The organism is Gilliamella apicola (genome assembly GCF_003202655.1).
Lineage (GTDB): Bacteria > Pseudomonadota > Gammaproteobacteria > Enterobacterales > Orbaceae > Gilliamella > Gilliamella apicola_R.
Genome location: NZ_QGLR01000006.1, coordinates 30,213 through 47,601, shown reverse-complemented (window position 1 = coordinate 47,601; position 17,389 = coordinate 30,213). Strand labels below are relative to the sequence as shown.

Below are 17,389 nucleotides of genomic sequence, written 5' to 3'. Positions count from 1 at the left end.
AAACACCATAGACATGGTTGATTATTTTGATTTAACATTTTTCAATAATAATATATTTAATATGACCTTAAAAAATTATTGGTATATAATTAACTGAGAATCGTTTTCCATTTTTTAGATATAAGGGGTTATCGATGGACAAGGAAAAATCAGCCGCACCATCATTTCAAGATGTACTAGAATACATTCGTTTGTCACGCCGTTTAAATAAGTTAAAACGCGAAATTTCAGATAACGAAAAAAAAATTCGTGACAACCAAAAGCGTGTGTTGTTACTTGAAAATTTAAGTGATTACATTAAACCTGATATGACTTACGAAGAACTACAAGCTATTATTGCTAACATGAAGAGTGATTATGATGATCGTGTTGATGATTATATAATCAAGAATGCTGAAATCTCTAAGGAAAGACGCGAAATCAGCAAAAAAATGCGTGGCTACCGCTCTAATTAATTTATTCGATAGCGCCCTTGTTAGAAAGGGCGTTATTATTTTATAGGCAATAAATTAACCACCAGCAAGTTTAACTTTAAATCCTTTATCTTCTAATAATGATTTAAGTAGTTCGCGTTTATCACCTTGAATTTCAATTTTGCCATCTTTGACTGAACCACCACAACCACAACGTTTTTTAAGATCAGCGGCTAATTGCATCAACGAAGAATCGTCTAAATCAAATCCTTCAATAACGCATACCCCTTTACCTTTACGACCAGCTGTTTGACGGGAAATACGAATTATGCCATCACCTTTAATGCGAGGCTTAACAGCCTGTTTAGGAATAATTCGACCTTGTTCAGTTGAATAAACAATAGCGTTATCAGACATAATTATTAGCTCTTGGTTACATCAAGGGTTGATAAAATAGCTTGCAATGCTTTAGCTGGCTCTTCGGCTTGGGTAATCGGACGACCAATCACCAAATAATCAGAACCGGCTGCTTGTGCACGTTGAGGCGTCATAATACGGCGTTGATCATCTGCGGTTGCTCCTGCTGGGCGAATACCAGGTGTTACTAATTTAAATTCACTGCCAAGTCGTGTCCTAAAGCTTTGTACTTCTTTGGCTGAACAAACAACACCATCAAGTCCACAATTCCTAGCAAGCAATGCTAACCTTGTTGCTTGTTCTAATGGAGATGAATTAATCCCTATTTCTTTAAGATCTGCAGATTCCATGCTAGTTAATACCGTGACAGCAATTAATAGTGGTGCATCTTTTCCATATTGATAAAGCGCATCTTTTGCAGCTTCCATCATACGAACGCCACCACTTGCATGAATATTGGTCATCCAAACACCTAAATCGGCGGCGGCAGCAACTGCCTTCGCGACCGTATTAGGGATATCATGGAATTTAAGATCTAAAAAAATATCAAATCCTTTTTGTTTGGTTTTTTTTATAAATTCAGGACCGGCATGAGTAAATAATTCTTTGCCAATTTTAAGACGGCAATCTTTGGGATCAACCCGATCGATAAAATTCCATGCTGACTGAGTATCAGAAAAATCAACTGCAACAATAATTGGAGATGACATAACTTATTTGTTCCTTTTTAATGATATATTCTATTTTTTCTTTTGAATAAACTCTTCTAAATCAGTATAAAAAATTCTAGCACTTTGTCTATACCCTTGTAGAGTTTGATGCACTAAATCTGGACGGGCTAATCGGTTACTTCGCCATTCTTTAATTGAATGAGGTCCGCCCATAGCCGCTTGCCAATCCCAAAATAATGTTCTTTCTGATTTAGCAACTTGTTTTTGAGTATTCATAATTTTTGCAAAAGATTTAGGAAAACTCTTATCATTAATCATAGTATCTGGCGGCGTCATCAATAAAATGACTGCGTTGGGTAATGATTTACGAATGAGATGAATATTATTCACTAAGTTTTTGCGATAAACATTAACATCTAAGGTTTCGTCAAAACTTTCATTAGTACCGTATTCAAGAATAACTAAATCACTGTTTGACGAAGATAATTCATCTAACCAATCATCACCCCACCTTTGCCATATACTTTGCCTTGCTCCATTAGTCGCAATCGAAGAGACAATAACACCAGGTTGTTGCTCGCGAGTTAACCATATGCCACCAATTTCAATATCACGACTGCCTTTAATGGTAAAAGGCGTTTTGGTAACAAATGAAACAGTTTGCCAAACATCACTTACCGGGAAATAATCAATATCTATTTTTTTATTATTAGCATCATATATCTTTAACAAATTAGGGATATATTTTAAGGTTTTAAAAGTCAACTTTACTTGCCAATTTATACCGTTTAAACCTTTGGGAATTATTTGTAAAGTAGCTGAATCCCTAGCTGGTTTAGCGATAAATCCACCCATGGGAAAATCTAAATTCTTTAATGTTCGACTACTTAATACATCCCAGTTTTTAGATTTCCAATTAACTAATGCGTGACTTTGGCCTTTTATTGCCATAGGTGTAATCCAACCTATGCCTGCATCACCATATTTTTGTTGCATTAATTTTCGAAACTCACCTGTAAAAAAATCAGCTGCTGAATGCGAATCCCCAAACTGAGTAATATTTATAACTTGATTACTGTCTTGATTTAAAGCTAATGATTTTAATCGTTGTGCAAATTGTTTTGCATTTGGATCACCATAGTCAACAACTGTAGATAGTGTACTAGTTTTACTTTCTGCTACACTGCATCCTACCGATAATGTGATAGTCATTATAGTAAGAATATACTTTAAATGTTTAATCACTATCGTCACCCTCTAATTGTTTAAAAATGATTTTTTCCATAATCGCTTTAGCCAAAATTTTTTGCCCTGCGGTAGTGAAATGGACCCCATCATCTACCCTAACTTTTATTTTATCTTTACCTGATTCAATAAAATTACTATATTTTTCATAAGTACAACCTAATAGTTGATTCGTTGATAAAAAATGTTGTTGTGTCTTCTCTAATTCAGATTGATACAGCGTATTTAAATAAATCATTCCTTCATTAAGTTGTCGTTTGCGCATACAAGGGACAGCCAGCCAAAGTACCTGAACATCATGTTCGTAAGCGCTATTTAAAACCATTGCAATACGTAATCGGTATTGTTCTTCCCAAAGCTCAGATTTAAATTTTGCGTATTTAGCATAACCTTTGACCGGGAAATCCCAAGGATCATTTGGTCCCCAAAAAACAACAAGTAACTTTATAGCAGGATCGGCCATCAGATTATCATTAATAGTTTTTGGCCAATTAAAAGCGTTTGGATAAGCAAGACCAGTACTTTGTTTACTTAGATCTAAGCTTTCTACTTTATATTGTTTGAATAACATTTTTTTAACATAAGGTGCAACACCTTGCATTAATGAGTCACCAACGAAAAAAACTTTATCATTTTTAGTTACCACAATCGGTAATGGCTCATGAATCAAGGGTATATCTTGATGATCGATTTTAGGCGATTCACTTTTAACGACGCTACTTTTCTTCTCTGGTAGTGGTGGTATTTCAGCCGCTTTTCTATTTAATTCCGATCTTTTTTGCTTAATAACGTTCAACTGTTCATTAATTTTGTTGTGTTTGATAATTTTTGGGGGGTTATCGCTCCCATCTGATGAACTTATTACGCTGTTTTTTGCCGATTGATTTGTTAATGATTGGTTATCAATAGTATGGTTAACATCACGCTGACCATTAGTCGCATCCTTTGGCGTTAACGAAGTAATTTCTATCAACTCCTGAGAATCTTTTTGCTCCGTCTCTTGAGTAATACTTCCGGTATTAAATATATCTGAATGATAGGTTTGTTGGCAATAAATTAATATCGAATTGTAATAAATTGCAACTAAAGCAATTGCAGTAACCGATAGCAAAACAAAAATATATTTGGATGAAAGTAATGCGTCATCACTTATCAACGCTTTTGATACTTTAGCTTTTGATACTTTAGCTTTAATCTTAGGCTTATGCTCTGTTGATTGTTTTTGTGTACTATTTTTTGATAAATTAACTTGTTGCCCATTTTTTTTAGGCTTATTTCTTCGTCTATTTTTCAATAATATTTTTTTAGATTTCATGTTTATTTTGTTTAATAATTAGAAATTAGCGTAAATAAAATTTGGTACGCCAGAAGGGGCGAAATAGATAGTTAGCCATAAAATAAATATAAATATGATAGGCAAAAAACCTCTATTTGTTCTACTAAGTTGTAAAGTGCACCAATTAGGAATATTTTTACATAGTGGATATACTAAAAATATGACACATATACTTAAAAATGCCTCAGTATAATGTGAATCAATTAAAAAATTCTGACTTAACGCCGTTAAATAATCTAATGCATCAGGCAAACTTTCACAATAAAAAAATAGCCAAGTAAAACAGATATAATGCCAAGTGATGAATCGTGCAATAATTGGAGAGCGTTGAGTAATCCAACCACGTCCGGTATAACGATCTAATACATTAAGAACAACAATTCCAACTCCATGACACGCACCCCAAATAATAAAATTAATGCCTGCTCCATGCCATAAACCTGACAATAACATAGCGCACATAACATTGATTTGCGTGCGAATAAAACCACGCCGGCTACCACCAAGAGGGATATAAATATAATCGCGAATCCAATGAGATAAACTAATATGCCACCGATCCCAAAATTCCCGCAGATTAAAAGCTAAATAAGGAAAGTTGAAATTAATTGGAAGCCGAAAACCTAATAATAAAGCAATTCCCGTCACAAGGTCAGTATAACCAGAAAAATTTAGGTAAATTTGCATGGCATATGCATATAAGCCTACTAATAAATCAAGAGTACTATATTCTAATGGGTTTGAAAAAACAGGGGTTACCCAGTTTTCATTAATTAATCCGCCCAAACAATAAACTTTTAAAACCGCCAACATAATTAATGTAAATGCCCGATACGGTTCTAAAACCTCTCTTGGTTGACTAACCGCAATTTGCGGAAGGAACGTTTTTGCACGATTAATAGGACCAGCAATAATACTTGGAAAAAATGATAAAAATAAGGCAAAATCCCAAAATTTAGCCACCGATAATTCTTTCTTTTTTATTGAAACCAAATAGCTTACCGAATGAAACGTATAAAAAGAAATGCCGATTGGGATAAGAACGGTAATTACTGGTAATAAAATCGATAAATTTAAATAGTTAAGTAATGACTGTAACTCATATCGAAAGAAATCAAAATATTTAAATAACGCTAAATTGATAATTGCTGCACTCAATCCTAAAATCAACCAACATTTAGCATAGCGTTTCGAAGTTGCAATCATTACTGAAAAGAAATATATCGCGCAGGTATAGATAAAAAGGATAACGGCGAACTGTAAACTATAGCTAGCAACAATAAGATAACTTGAAAGCAAAAGTAATGTATTTTGGAGTTTTGGTAATAATCTAAAAGCCCAATATATCGCAAAGAAAACGATAAAAACAAGACCAAATTCAATCGATAAATAACTCACTGCATTCCTTTTTTACGTAAATATATCGTTGTTCTAAAACTTCATTACTCAATAAAGTCTACTTCTGATAGCCAATTAGTTGAGATTGTGCAAGTACATTGTAAACCATCAACTCTTTATTTAACCCTGCCACTGATAGCAATACTTTTCTAGCTTGCGACCACAATTGATAAAGTGAGGTAATCTCATCATGGCTTTTGGTGGCTATGAATCTTACTAATGGAACTTGATCGCGGTTAACAATATATCGGCCAACTTTCTGTTTAGCTTTTAATGCATCACCTAACAAGGCACAAAACCAAGTGATCCGTTCAAGAAAATCTTCATTATTAAATGTTTTTGCTAATTGCCAGAAATTATTTTCGGGCAAAAGTTCTAACAATTTTTCACAAAATAATTTCCGTTGTTGCCATTTTTCTGGTTGCAACAAAATAGCCGCATTTAGTGGTGCATTTTCACTCAATAATAAAGCAGTGGCAAGCTCATTATCACTGTATGAATGACTGTGTTGCTTTTTTAACCAATTAATGGATTCTTCTAATTCTGGTACTGCCAAAAAATAGCTAAAACATCGGCTATGAATTGTAGGTAATAATTGACTATTATGCTCATCACTCAAAATAAAATAGGTGTTTTCTGGTGGTTCTTCTAACGTTTTAAGCAACGCGTTTGCTGCCGCTTCTGTCATTAAAGCCGCATGCTTAATCCAAATTACCTTATTACCACCCTGTTGTGATTTTTCGTAGACTTTTGTTGAAATACTACGTATCTGATCAATACTAATTGATTGTTTGCCCTGCTCATTAGTTATTAGGTAATAATCAGGATGATGTTGAGATAACAACAATTGGCAACTATGGCATTGACCACATGGTTGCAATTGTTGTGAAGATTGACAAATTAATCGATTAACTAATAAGTTAATTAACTCTTCTTCACCACTTCCTTGAATATAGTTGATTAACAGAGCATGATGAGCACGATGATTGACAATCATATCTGCTAATTGTTCAAAAGGTAATTTAAGCCATGGATATGTATTAAAAATCATAAAATTGAAACCTAATTAGTTAACCATGCATTCAATGTTGTTTCAATTTGAGCGGTCACTTCTGCAATTGATTTAGCTGCATCAATCGTAACAATGGTGTTATCTCGCTCGGCTAATTCTAAATAACGTTGACGAATTCGCTCAAAGAAAGCGAGAGATTGTTGTTCAATGCGATCCAATTGCCCTCGTGATCTTGCTCGTTTTAATCCAAGTTCTGGAGAAATATCTAAATAGAGCGTTAAATCTGGTTTAAAATTGCCTAAAACCTGAGTTTGTAAGGTCTCGATAAAAATGCGATCTAACTCTCTGCCACCACCTTGGTAAGCTTGAGTAGATAAATCGTGCCGATCGCCAATCACCCATTTTCCTATTTTCAGTGCAGGCTTAATCACATTCTCAACCAATTGAATACGGGCAGCATACAACATAAGTAATTCAGCTTTATTAGTTAACGGTTCATTATCTAAACCATTTTTAATAATATTGCGCAATGCTTCAGCAATAGGCGTACCGCCAGGTTCGCGGGTAAACTGTAAATCACAAATCTGATGTTGATTCAAAACACGCGCAACGGTATTAATTGCCGTCGTCTTACCTGCGCCTTCTAAACCTTCAATGACAATAAATTTACCTGCCATACTAAATTCCTATATGATTGCTAATGAAATTACGATTAATGTTGCCTATTGTACGCTATTTTTGATAATTATTTTAGCGTCATGCAAAATTACCTATAAAAGTACTTTTTAGGTACTATCATTACTCAATATTTTCTAATAATTGGCTATTTTAATACTGGCAATTAATACCCAAATATTAGTCAATACTCCTATCTACTTAGCTCCCTCGTAATATTGTTCAATATCTTTTTTGCAACAAGTTGTTGAAGATCTTTGTGATATAAAAACAATTTCAACTAATTATAATCAAATCGTTCTTTTGTTATTGAACAAGGAGGCATCCAATGCTAACGGAAAGACAAGTTTTTTTAACTAACCTTTTAATAAAACAAAATGGATACAAAACGGTAAAATATTTTGCTCAATTACTTAATGTTTCAGAAAGAACCGTTCATTCTGACTTAGAACAAATCAGCAATAGTTTATTAAATAAAGGGTTTCAGTTAGATAAAAAATCAGGTAAAGGCATCGCATTAAAAAGAACAGATAAAACAACTACTGATCGAAAAATAAGAACGATTACGTTAGCTAAATTTAGCCGTCGAAAAGAAATTATTGAGTTGATGCTATTTGAAGAAAAAATAGTTACTTTTGAATACCTCTCCACATTATTTTCTGTTAGCAAATCCTCTATTGAGCAAGATCTTAAGTTTGTAAAACAATTATTAACGTCGAATAATAATCTACAAGTGGTTAGTGATGCCGGTGGAACCCGCTTATCTGGTTTAGAAAAAGAAATTCAGAAAGCTTACTTAAATTTTAATTTTTTCGTTTTTGAAGCTAACCTTGGTATTTTAGATGATGGCGATGAAAGACTTGCTATTTTAAGTCACTACTATGGTGAACAAAATGTAAAAACTTGTTTTCGAGTTCTCTATTCACATGTCCGTTTTGATAATAACTTTATTGCTGAACACTACATCTTCAATGTATTAAATATGCTGGTTATTATGGTTTACCGAGCTCAAAAAAACCAACATATTGACGATGCTATTGCGATAAACGATAACTCGCAAATATTCCAAAATAATGCTAAAAGCATTTTAAGTAAAATCTCACTAAGACTTAACTTCACCTTCAGTAATGGCGATATCAATTACTTAGCAAAATACCTACTTTCTAATCGAATCGATGTATTTTCATCAGATAAAAATAATACCTTATTGGTAGACAGAATAATCTCGAATGTTGGTTCCTCATTATTTATTGATTTTCGAACAGATAACAAATTACGGGATTACCTAATACAACACATGCCGCCAATGTTATATCGATTAAGGGAAGGTATTAAAATTAATAATCCATTTGTAACACAAGTTAAGCAAGATTTTCCGGTGTTATTTAATATAATTTGGATTATTGCCAGTAAATGTGAAGATGAATTAGGTGTATTTTTTAATGATGATGAAATTGGTTTTCTCACAATTCATTTTCAATCAGCAATTGAAAGAGCAAAACATAGCAAAAAAATATTAGTCGTTTGCCAAAACGGCATCGCCACCACTGAACTACTAGTCAATAGAATTACCAGTGTATTACCCTCTTTAACCACAATAGAAGTAGCATCTGTTCATGAATTAAATGCTGATGTATTAGCCAATATTGATTTGATTATCTCAACAATAAATTTAGCGATTGACGGTGTCAAAGTTGTTGTCGTTTCTCCATTATTAAGTGAGCAAGATATCCAAAACATTTTTAATATTTATGGTGAACATTTTGTACTAAATGATCATGTTCAAGAACACAAACACTCCTTTTTATACCTTATCCACTATTTGGAAAAAGATACCCTCTTCTTAAACCAAAATTTTAACTCTAAGGAAGAGCTGATAAATGAGATTGGTCAAAAACTTGTAACACAACAGATCGTTATGCCGGATTTTATTCAAGGCATGATCGTAAGAGAAGGATTAGGTGCCACAGAGTTACCTACAGGTGTAGCGATACCTCATGGTAATCCTAAATTTGTCAAACAGACAAGAATAGTCATGGTTACCAATTCTAAAGCTATCAAATGGAACGACAATTTGGTCAAGATGATAATTATGATCTGCATTTCGGAAAAAGATATTAAGAATCTGAAAAAAATCCTCTCTGACATCTATCTGTTAGTAAAGAGCAAATCTCTTATTAATCAATTATGTGAAACACCGAATCATCGTAAGTTTATTCAATTTATAAAAGGGGCACAAGATGAATATCTCAGCAAATAATGTGATCCGTAATGATATGATTTTTTTGAATAAAAAAATAAATTCAAAACAAGAGGCATTACTGTTTTTGACTGAAAAAGCACAGCAAGTAGGCATTATTAATACGCAAAATGAATTTTTAAATAAAGTTTTAGATCGCGAAGCAATCGTATCCACCGCCGTTGGTTATCAAATAGCCATGCCACATGGTAAAAGCACTGTGGTACAACAACCTTTTGTCGGTTTTTTACGAACCACCGAGTTATTTAATTGGTCTGAGCAAGACAATGAAATGGTTAACATGATTTTTCTTATCGGAGTGCCCGAAGAAAACGAAGATAACATTCATTTAAAAGTGATATCCCAATTAAGCAAAAACTTGTTGAACGATTCATTTCGAGAGCAATTAGAAAATCTTCAAAACAATACTCAAATATATTCACTATTGAGTTCAATTAATAAAAATTTATAAAAGGAGTCATCATGAAAATTGTTGCAGTGACAGCTTGTCCAACTGGGATCGCACATACCTATATGTCGCAAGAAGCAATTGAACGCGAATGTAAAAAACGCGGCCATCAAATAAAGGTTGAGACACAAGGTAGTATGGGAACTGAGAATAAATTAAGTCAAGAAGAAATTGATGCTGCGGATGTCGTCATTTTAGCTATCGGCATTGGTATTGATGGCGAGGAACGTTTTGATGAAAAACGTGACAACGGCAAAGTTATTGAAGCAAACCCCAGTTTGGTAATTAAAGATCCGGGTAAATTTGTAGATCAAGCGGAACAATTATAAAGCATAGGAGGCAATCTATGTCAAAAGTTAATCTTATATTAAAAGATATTCAAAAAGCATTTAACACCGGTGTTTCGTTTATGTTGCCGGCAGTTGTAGTTGGCGGGATATTTTTAGCCATAGCCCTATCGAGTGGCGAAGCTGGTCAAAATGGTATGCAGATAACCAACAAATTCATGAAGAATCTGAATGATCTTGGGGTAATTGGTTTCACTATGATGATTCCCCTATTATCTGGTTATATTGCGTACTCATTAGCGGGTAAACCAGGAATTGTACCAGGCATGATATTAGGTTATTTAGCAAATACCCCGGTCGGAGATGAAGCGATAAAAACCGGATTTTTAGGTGCCATGATATTGGGTGTCGCTTCTGGCTACCTTGTTTGTTGGTGTAAAACTTGGAAAGTTCCAGCAACCATCAGAACAATCATGCCAATTTTAATTATACCGATTTTTGTTACCTTCGTATTAGGTATGTTTTACATCTATGTAGTTGCCCAACCAATTGGTTTTGCGATGAATTGGTTGGTTAGTTTTTTAAGTAGCTTACAAGGTAGTAGTGCCATCTTATTAGGATTAATTATCGGGGCAATGACTGCGGTAGACATGGGTGGCCCAATAAATAAAACAGCAACTGCATTCACACTATTTTTAATGGCAGAAGGTATTTATGGACCTAATGGTGCACACCGAATTGCCGTGGCAATCCCGCCATTAGCTATGGCGATATCAGTATTTATTGATCGCAAAAAATATAGTGCTGAGGAGCGTGATCTTGGATTCCCAGCTTTCTTTATGGGACTCATCGGTATTACCGAAGGAGCAATTCCTTTTGCCGCAAGAGACATGAAACGAGTATTACCGGCAATTATCATTGGTAGTGCAGTAGGTGGCGCTTTAGGCATGATGAATGGTGTTGAAACACTTGTTCCTCATGGTGGTTTAATCGTCTTACCGGCAGTAAATGGCAAACTTTGGTTCTTCCTTTCTATGTTTATTGGAGTAGCAATCTCTGTCTTAATTTTACACTTTACCAAACCAAATATAGAGCAAACAGATAGCAACGTTTAAGTTAAATGGAGAAATAAAATGAACAAATTACCGATCAAAAAATTAGTTGATGGTCTATTAAAATTACAAGACACAGGAGAAAGTGCTGTAATTTTAGGTATAGGCCCAATGTCAAAAAACTGTGTACAAGCCGCATTAGAATTATCGAAAGAAGATGACTATCCGATAATGTTTATTGCTAGTCGTAATCAAGTCGATGCCGACGAACTTGGTGGTGGATATGTTAATAATTGGAATCAATTCACATTTGTAAAAGCAGTAAAGGATGTCGCCGCTTCAATCAATTATGATAACTTATGTTATATTTGCCGAGATCATGGCGGTCCATGGCAAAGAGATAAAGAACGAAATGATCATCTTGCTGTTGATGAAGCGATGGAATTAGGTAAAAAATCATATATTGCAGATATCGAGGCAGGTTTTGATTTATTAATGATTGACCCAACTAAAGATCCAATTGAAGTTGGTAAAGTCATCCCACTAGAAACCGTTTTAGAACGAACTGTCGATTTAATTGAGTTTTGTGAACAACAAAGAATCGCTAGAAACTTACCAGAAATTGGCTATGAAGTTGGAACAGAAGAGACAAATGGTGGCTTAACTTCAACAGAAACTTATGAAAAATTTATCCTAAAACTTAAAGAAGAACTAAACAAACGTAATTTGCCAATGCCAACCTTTATTGTCGGCCAAACCGGAACTTTAACCAGAAAAACCGAACAAATTGGTACATTCAACTTTAAAAATGCACTCAGCTTAGCAGTTATGGCTAAACAATATGGAGTGGGATTAAAGGAACATAATGGTGATTACTTCGATGACGTAACATTATTAGAACACATTCCTTCAAATATAGCAGCATCAAATGTAGCGCCACAATATGGTACACAAGAGACACGAGCTTACTTAAATCTAGCTAAGGTTGAACAACGATTAAAAGAGCAAGGTTTAATAGAAAAAGCTTCAGCCGTTAGAGAAGTATTATTAGAGCATGCAATCAAATGTGAACGTTGGAGAAAATGGATGGTTGGCGAGCAAAAGAATTTAACCATTGCCCAAATAACCAGTGATCCTATTTTAGCTGATGAAATACTTGATATCGCAGGTCACTATACTTTCAATGATAATGAAGTCAAAGCAGAAATTGAAAAGATGTATGCTAATTTGAAAAATAATCATATTGATGGTCAACGATATGTGATTGATTACATAAAAAGACCAATACGTGATTATGCTGAATCTTATAACTTAAAAGGTGTAACCTCTCGTATTAGACGAGTGTTAGCATAACTCCACTCAACTATTATAAAAACCAATAAACACACCGCGATTATAGTGGGTTTATAAAATCAATGGTAAAAGTAGGCAGTGTTAAATATTAAGCGTTTTAGTGTGTAAAACACATCATACACACTAAAACATTTTTAATAATTATTTTAGCTCAACTAAAAATTATCCATATATTTCTTATAGTAAATAAAGTTTACCAATCCCCCTCTTTTTAAAGAACATGCTATTACCGTTGGATAATTATTGAAAAAAATATTTAGATATACAGCTAAATTTATAAATCATTTAATCAAAATTATGTAAAACACATTAAGGCGTATAGACCGCTATAGTTCTATAGCTATAGGGAACTCCAACAAATAGATCTAAAGCCTCTCCACCACGCACGGTATATCCCTGTGCCTACAGGGAACTCATATTGACGATTCTTTTCTTTAAATCATTATACGGTATATCCCTGTACCCACAGGGAACGCCTCAGTCATTACGCAATACCCAAAATCATCTGCGGTATATCCCTGTACCCACAGGGAACGCGTGATTATGATGAAAATTTGCTAAAGCTGGTTCGGTATATCCCTGTACCCACAGGGAACGCTCAACAGCATTCTTGCTGTTATAGTTATCAGGCGGTATATCCCTGTACTCACAGGGAACGCGACGATGAAATTGCATATGATGAACAATACAACGGTATATCCCTGTACCCACAGGGAACGCTACAATACGACCCATAGAACAGCGGTTTCGAGCGGTATATCCCTGTACCCACAGGGAACGCATCACTAATGATTATATGCTGGTTATCGAAGGCGGTATATCCCTGTACCTACAGGGAACGCCAAATTCAGCTCCGCTATTTACCCCAGAAACTCGGTATATCCCTGTACCTACAGGGAACGCTTCAAAATATTCAAACTCAACAGTAATTTTACCGGTATATCCCTGTACCTACAGGGAACTCTCGAGTAAATACTGCGGTGCATCGATATCAAACGGTATATCCCTGTACCCACAGGGAACGCCTAAATTGACGCCATTCACTAGCTGAATAAACCGGTATATCCCTGTACCCACAGGGAACGCTGTTAATGATTACCGCGAATTACTGATGTCCGCGGTATATCCCTGTACCCACGCGAGTTTGAAGATGACTCAGTGGCAGATAAATCCGGTATATCCCTGTACCTACAGGGAACGCTAATTCATCAGTTGAATAAACGCCTAAAATGACGGTATATCCCTGTACCTACAGGGAACAGGGAACGCATAGACGCAAAGATAAATTAAAGAATAATATTCGGTATATCCCTGTACCTACAGGGAACGCCCAGTTCAATATTTTTTGTTTTATATTAAACACGGTATATCCCTGTACCTACAGGGAACGCAGAAGTATAGGTTGAGCCGTCTTGTGTTTTAGCGGTATATCCCTGTACCTACAGGGAACGCTTTAAACAGTGTTCACATTCAAACATTGTTAACGGTATATCCCTGTACCTACAGGGAACGCCCATATGGTCTTCTTATACTGAAATTTATGATCGGTATATCCCTGTACCTACAGGGAACGCTTTTGATGAACAGGAATTACAAAACTTGTCTGCGGTATATCCCTGTACCTACAGGGAACGCGTTCGCTTCTTTTTCAATTTGGAAAACAAGACCGGTATATCCCTGTACCTACAGGGAACGCTAAAGGTCTACGATATTCAAAATACCAATAATCCGGTATATCCCTGTACCTACAGGGAACGCTAAAGGTCTACGATATTCAAAATACCAATAATCCGGTATATCCCTGTACCTACAGGGAACGCACGAATATATTTACTGCTGGCAATAAACGCAACGGTATATCCCTGTACCTACAGGGAACGCCTTGCGGTGGAAATGTAAAATCGGTTATATCTCGGTATATCCCTGTACCTACAGGGAACGCTAACGCGGGATTATAATTATCGCTTGCATTATCGGTATATCCCTGTACCTACAGGGAACGCTTCAAGGTAATCCTTTTTTTACGGAGTTCGCACGGTATATCCCTGTACCTACAGGGAACGCCCAATCAACTGACTGTATGGCTTGTTTAATTTCGGTATATCCCTGTACCTACAGGGAACGCAAAATTTAATGGATGAGCAATGAAATGGAATTCGGTATATCCCTGTACCTACAGGGAACGCTACCGCCGTTTGTATTAATTTTTAACATTTCACGGTATATCCCTGTACCTACAGGGAACGCGATAATATCGGTATTTTCGAAAACAATTGTCCCGGTATATCCCTGTACCTACAGGGAACGCTAACAACATTTAAATTAGCACCTTGCATACCTCGGTATATCCCTGTACCTACAGGGAACGCCCACCGGCAATACTGCTCAGCAAGCCCTACGACGGTATATCCCTGTACCTACAGGGAACGCCGGATACAAAGTCATACAAATCGCTAGTTTTTCGGTATATCCCTGTACCTACAGGGAACGCTTAATACAACAACAATTCCACCATTGGTTGTACGGTATATCCCTGTACCTACAGGGAACGCGTTATTATTTTGCAATTCCCCTTTAATGTAAACGGTATATCCCTGTACCTACAGGGAACGCGACTTGCGCAAATCTTGGAATGTCAAAATTGACGGTATATCCCTGTACCTACAGGGAACGCGTACCATTACTTTTATCTAACCCCTGTAAATACGGTATATCCCTGTACCTACAGGGAACGCATTTGTTTCATATTCCTCTTTTCCTTCATATTCGGTATATCCCTGTACCTACAGGGAACGCACCGCAAGGCCCCGCGGTGCGTATGAGCGATTCGGTATATCCCTGTACCTACAGGGAACGCTGACAAAAGCGTTAGGGAAATTTGCGAATAAGCGGTATATCCCTGTACCTACAGGGAACGCCTAGCCGTAATGGTGTTAATTTTTCCTTTAACCGGTATATCCCTGTACCCACAGGGAACTCCGATACGCCATTTAGGAAAACAGGTAATCCGGCGGTATATCCCTGTACCCACAGGGAACTCGAGAATTATGAATGTAGATTCGGGTAACGAAACGGTATATCCCTGTACCCACAGGGAACTCAATATCACGAAAAAATTAGAAAACAAAATGTGCGGTATATCCCTGTACCCACAGGGAACTCCTATTTATCAGAAAGAGTTCGTCGGTGGGACGCGGTATATCCCTGTACCCACAGGGAACTCTCAAATTCATCAATATTTAAAACGCCCTCAACCGGTATATCCCTGTACCCACAGGGAACTCTATCGGCATAAATTGCCTGCTTAGACTGTTCGCGGTATATCCCTGTACCCACAGGGAACTCTCCAGATAAAAACAATTGGATGGATGGAGGTGCGGTATATCCCTGTACCCACAGGGAACTCCATTAACCGTGATTTTATCATCTGAGGTGACGCGGTATATCCCTGTACCCACAGGGAACTCATCAGGTTTGTAACTACCATATTCTATTTTTACGGTATATCCCTGTACCCACAGGGAACTCGTCGTTAACTTTTATCGGTAAATTGCCGTACGCGGTATATCCCTGTACCCACAGGGAACTCTGCCCCTATTGGATTTAAAGATTCAACTGATGCGGTATATCCCTGTACCCACAGGGAACTCTTCACATACATTAATCAAAGAAGTATCAGTATCGGTATATCCCTGTACCCACAGGGAACTCTTTGGATTTAAATCGTTCAAGCGATATATTGACGGTATATCCCTGTACCCACAGGGAACTCTAAATATCGATTGCTATTTTTCTTAACGAATACGGTATATCCCTGTACCCACAGGGAACTCAACGACTGGAAAAGAAACACATTTTTTAAATACGGTATATCCCTGTACCCACAGGGAACTCCAGGCAAAAGCCAGTGAATTGAACGGCAAGAACGGTATATCCCTGTACCCACAGGGAACTCAAACGTTACACGCCAAAAGAAATCGCCAAAGCCGGTATATCCCTGTACCCACAGGGAACTCTTGGGGATAGTAGAAAGATGGCAATCATAGAGCGGTATATCCCTGTACCCACAGGGAACTCTAAAAGATGAAGCGCAGTAATACCATGTCTACCGGTATATCCCTGTACCCACAGGGAACTCAACATTTAATGATAATAAAAATTCAACTAAATCGGTATATCCCTGTACCCACAGGGAACTCACAGGCACGTGGCTAAACTCAACCCAATTCAACGGTATATCCCTGTACCCACAGGGAACTCCTATGATGATTATTCATCACTACAAGAAACTGCGGTATATCCCTGTACCCACAGGGAACTCTTACAATGTAGATGTTGCACATGGTACTGTTAACGGTATATCCCTGTACCCACAGGGAACTCAATAGTTAAACCACTACGACCCATTATATTTGCGGTATATCCCTGTACCCACAGGGAACTCTCTAAATATAGATATTTGTTTTATATAATATTTTTTAGTTAGTTAAAATCTACCAAATTTTTCTAATTTTTAAAGAACATTAACCTATTGATTTTCAATAGGTAAAAAAGAGACCAACCTTAGTCCATCTAAATCTACCGGAACCCTTCTATTTGCGCCATAAGTTTGGAAGTCAAATCCTGACTCAGTATTAGTCGCCCAAGCAAGGACAACATTGCCTTCCTCAGCAAGTTTAGTGATTTGTTGCCATAGCATTTCTCTTATTGGTCTTGATATATCACCGATATAAACCCCGGCTCTAATTTCAAGTAACCAAATTGCTAAACGACCTCGTAACCTAGGCGGGACATTTTCAGTTACTACAACACACATACTCAT

Annotated in this window: 14 protein-coding genes and 2 CRISPR repeat arrays; of the genes, 6 read left to right on the top strand and 8 right to left on the bottom strand. The window is 36.4% G+C overall.

The window, feature by feature from the left end:
• Positions 1–134 precede the first annotated feature (134 nt).
• Positions 135–455, top strand: coding sequence for a PTS system regulator TmaR (gene tmaR / locus DKK70_RS02535; RefSeq protein WP_034884162.1), 321 nt, complete (start codon positions 135–137; stop codon positions 453–455).
• A 54-nt stretch (positions 456–509) separates the two neighbouring features.
• Here tmaR and yciH read toward each other — a convergent pair whose 3' ends face one another.
• Genes yciH through tmk form a run of 7 tightly spaced genes read right to left on the bottom strand, consistent with a single transcriptional unit; the run spans position 510 to position 7,169 of the window.
• Positions 510–830, bottom strand: a complete 321-nt coding sequence (yciH, locus tag DKK70_RS02530) for a stress response translation initiation inhibitor YciH (RefSeq protein ID WP_110432603.1) — start codon at positions 828–830, stop codon at positions 510–512.
• 5 nt (positions 831–835) lie between these two features.
• Positions 836–1,540 carry an orotidine-5'-phosphate decarboxylase gene (gene pyrF, locus DKK70_RS02525; protein WP_110432602.1) on the bottom strand — a complete coding sequence of 235 codons (705 nt, stop codon included), beginning with the start codon at positions 1,538–1,540 and terminating at the stop codon, positions 836–838.
• A 30-nt stretch (positions 1,541–1,570) separates the two neighbouring features.
• A complete protein-coding gene (locus DKK70_RS02520) occupies positions 1,571–2,713 on the bottom strand; it encodes a GDSL-type esterase/lipase family protein (RefSeq protein ID WP_181415892.1) in 1,143 nt (380 codons plus the stop codon).
• A 25-nt stretch (positions 2,714–2,738) separates the two neighbouring features.
• Entirely contained in the window at positions 2,739–4,061 is a 1,323-nt protein-coding gene (locus DKK70_RS02515) for an SGNH/GDSL hydrolase family protein (RefSeq protein WP_110432600.1), read from the bottom strand.
• An 18-nt stretch (positions 4,062–4,079) separates the two neighbouring features.
• The gene (locus DKK70_RS02510; RefSeq protein ID WP_110432599.1) at positions 4,080–5,480 is read right to left on the bottom strand and encodes an MBOAT family O-acyltransferase; all 1,401 of its coding nucleotides are present in this window, start codon (positions 5,478–5,480) and stop codon (positions 4,080–4,082) included.
• Positions 5,481–5,538: 58 nt separating this feature from the next.
• Positions 5,539–6,531: a DNA polymerase III subunit delta' gene (gene holB / locus DKK70_RS02505; RefSeq protein WP_110432598.1), complete on the bottom strand. Its 993-nt coding sequence runs from the start codon at positions 6,529–6,531 to the stop codon at positions 5,539–5,541.
• A gap of 11 nt (positions 6,532–6,542) precedes the next feature.
• Positions 6,543–7,169, bottom strand: a complete 627-nt coding sequence (tmk, locus tag DKK70_RS02500; protein ID WP_110432597.1) for a dTMP kinase — start codon at positions 7,167–7,169, stop codon at positions 6,543–6,545.
• Positions 7,170–7,495: 326 nt separating this feature from the next.
• Between tmk and DKK70_RS02495 the strand changes: the two genes are divergently transcribed.
• From DKK70_RS02495 to DKK70_RS02475, 5 genes are read left to right on the top strand one after another with little or no spacing between them, the layout of a single operon-like run.
• The gene (locus tag DKK70_RS02495) at positions 7,496–9,427 is read left to right on the top strand and encodes a BglG family transcription antiterminator (protein WP_110432596.1); all 1,932 of its coding nucleotides are present in this window, start codon (positions 7,496–7,498) and stop codon (positions 9,425–9,427) included.
• The gene (locus DKK70_RS02490) at positions 9,408–9,878 is read left to right on the top strand and encodes a fructose PTS transporter subunit IIA (RefSeq protein WP_110432595.1); all 471 of its coding nucleotides are present in this window, start codon (positions 9,408–9,410) and stop codon (positions 9,876–9,878) included. Before DKK70_RS02495 ends, DKK70_RS02490 begins: the two co-directional genes overlap by 20 nt.
• Positions 9,879–9,889: 11 nt before the next feature.
• On the top strand, positions 9,890–10,204 hold the full coding sequence (locus tag DKK70_RS02485; protein ID WP_110422618.1) for a PTS fructose transporter subunit IIB: 315 nt from the start codon (positions 9,890–9,892) through the stop codon (positions 10,202–10,204).
• A 17-nt stretch (positions 10,205–10,221) separates the two neighbouring features.
• Positions 10,222–11,277 (top strand): PTS fructose transporter subunit IIC, encoded by a 1,056-nt coding sequence (locus DKK70_RS02480; protein ID WP_110432594.1) that lies wholly within the window; start codon positions 10,222–10,224, stop codon positions 11,275–11,277.
• 18 nt (positions 11,278–11,295) lie between these two features.
• On the top strand, positions 11,296–12,567 hold the full coding sequence (locus DKK70_RS02475) for a class II D-tagatose-bisphosphate aldolase non-catalytic subunit (RefSeq protein ID WP_110432593.1): 1,272 nt from the start codon (positions 11,296–11,298) through the stop codon (positions 12,565–12,567).
• A 386-nt stretch (positions 12,568–12,953) separates the two neighbouring features.
• Positions 12,954–13,653: a CRISPR direct-repeat array (repeat unit 29 nt; unit sequence CGGTATATCCCTGTACCTACAGGGAACGC).
• Positions 13,654–13,738: 85 nt separating this feature from the next.
• A CRISPR array of direct repeats spans positions 13,739–17,011; the repeat unit is 29 nt; unit sequence CGGTATATCCCTGTACCTACAGGGAACGC.
• An 84-nt stretch (positions 17,012–17,095) separates the two neighbouring features.
• Here the strand turns inward: DKK70_RS02475 and cas2e are convergent.
• Complete coding sequence (gene cas2e / locus DKK70_RS02470) at positions 17,096–17,389, bottom strand: type I-E CRISPR-associated endoribonuclease Cas2e (protein ID WP_065577731.1); 294 nt, start codon at positions 17,387–17,389, stop codon at positions 17,096–17,098.

Bases quoted from the DNA above. Each gene is read 5' to 3' on its own strand.
- DKK70_RS02480 (WP_110432594.1), top strand. From the start codon at position 10,222: ATGTCAAAAGTTAATCTTATATTAAAAGATATTCAAAAAGCATTTAAC.
- DKK70_RS02515 (WP_110432600.1), bottom strand. From the start codon at position 4,061: ATGAAATCTAAAAAAATATTATTGAAAAATAGACGAAGAAATAAGCCT.
- yciH (WP_110432603.1), bottom strand. From the start codon at position 830: ATGTCTGATAACGCTATTGTTTATTCAACTGAACAAGGTCGAATTATT.
- DKK70_RS02490 (WP_110432595.1), top strand. From the start codon at position 9,408: ATGAATATCTCAGCAAATAATGTGATCCGTAATGATATGATTTTTTTG.
- tmaR (WP_034884162.1), top strand. From the start codon at position 135: ATGGACAAGGAAAAATCAGCCGCACCATCATTTCAAGATGTACTAGAA.
- DKK70_RS02495 (WP_110432596.1), top strand. From the start codon at position 7,496: ATGCTAACGGAAAGACAAGTTTTTTTAACTAACCTTTTAATAAAACAA.
- DKK70_RS02475 (WP_110432593.1), top strand. From the start codon at position 11,296: ATGAACAAATTACCGATCAAAAAATTAGTTGATGGTCTATTAAAATTA.
- pyrF (WP_110432602.1), bottom strand. From the start codon at position 1,540: ATGTCATCTCCAATTATTGTTGCAGTTGATTTTTCTGATACTCAGTCA.
- DKK70_RS02520 (WP_181415892.1), bottom strand. From the start codon at position 2,713: ATGACTATCACATTATCGGTAGGATGCAGTGTAGCAGAAAGTAAAACT.
- tmk (WP_110432597.1), bottom strand. From the start codon at position 7,169: ATGGCAGGTAAATTTATTGTCATTGAAGGTTTAGAAGGCGCAGGTAAG.
- cas2e (WP_065577731.1), bottom strand. From the start codon at position 17,389: ATGAGTATGTGTGTTGTAGTAACTGAAAATGTCCCGCCTAGGTTACGA.
- DKK70_RS02485 (WP_110422618.1), top strand. From the start codon at position 9,890: ATGAAAATTGTTGCAGTGACAGCTTGTCCAACTGGGATCGCACATACC.
- holB (WP_110432598.1), bottom strand. From the start codon at position 6,531: ATGATTTTTAATACATATCCATGGCTTAAATTACCTTTTGAACAATTA.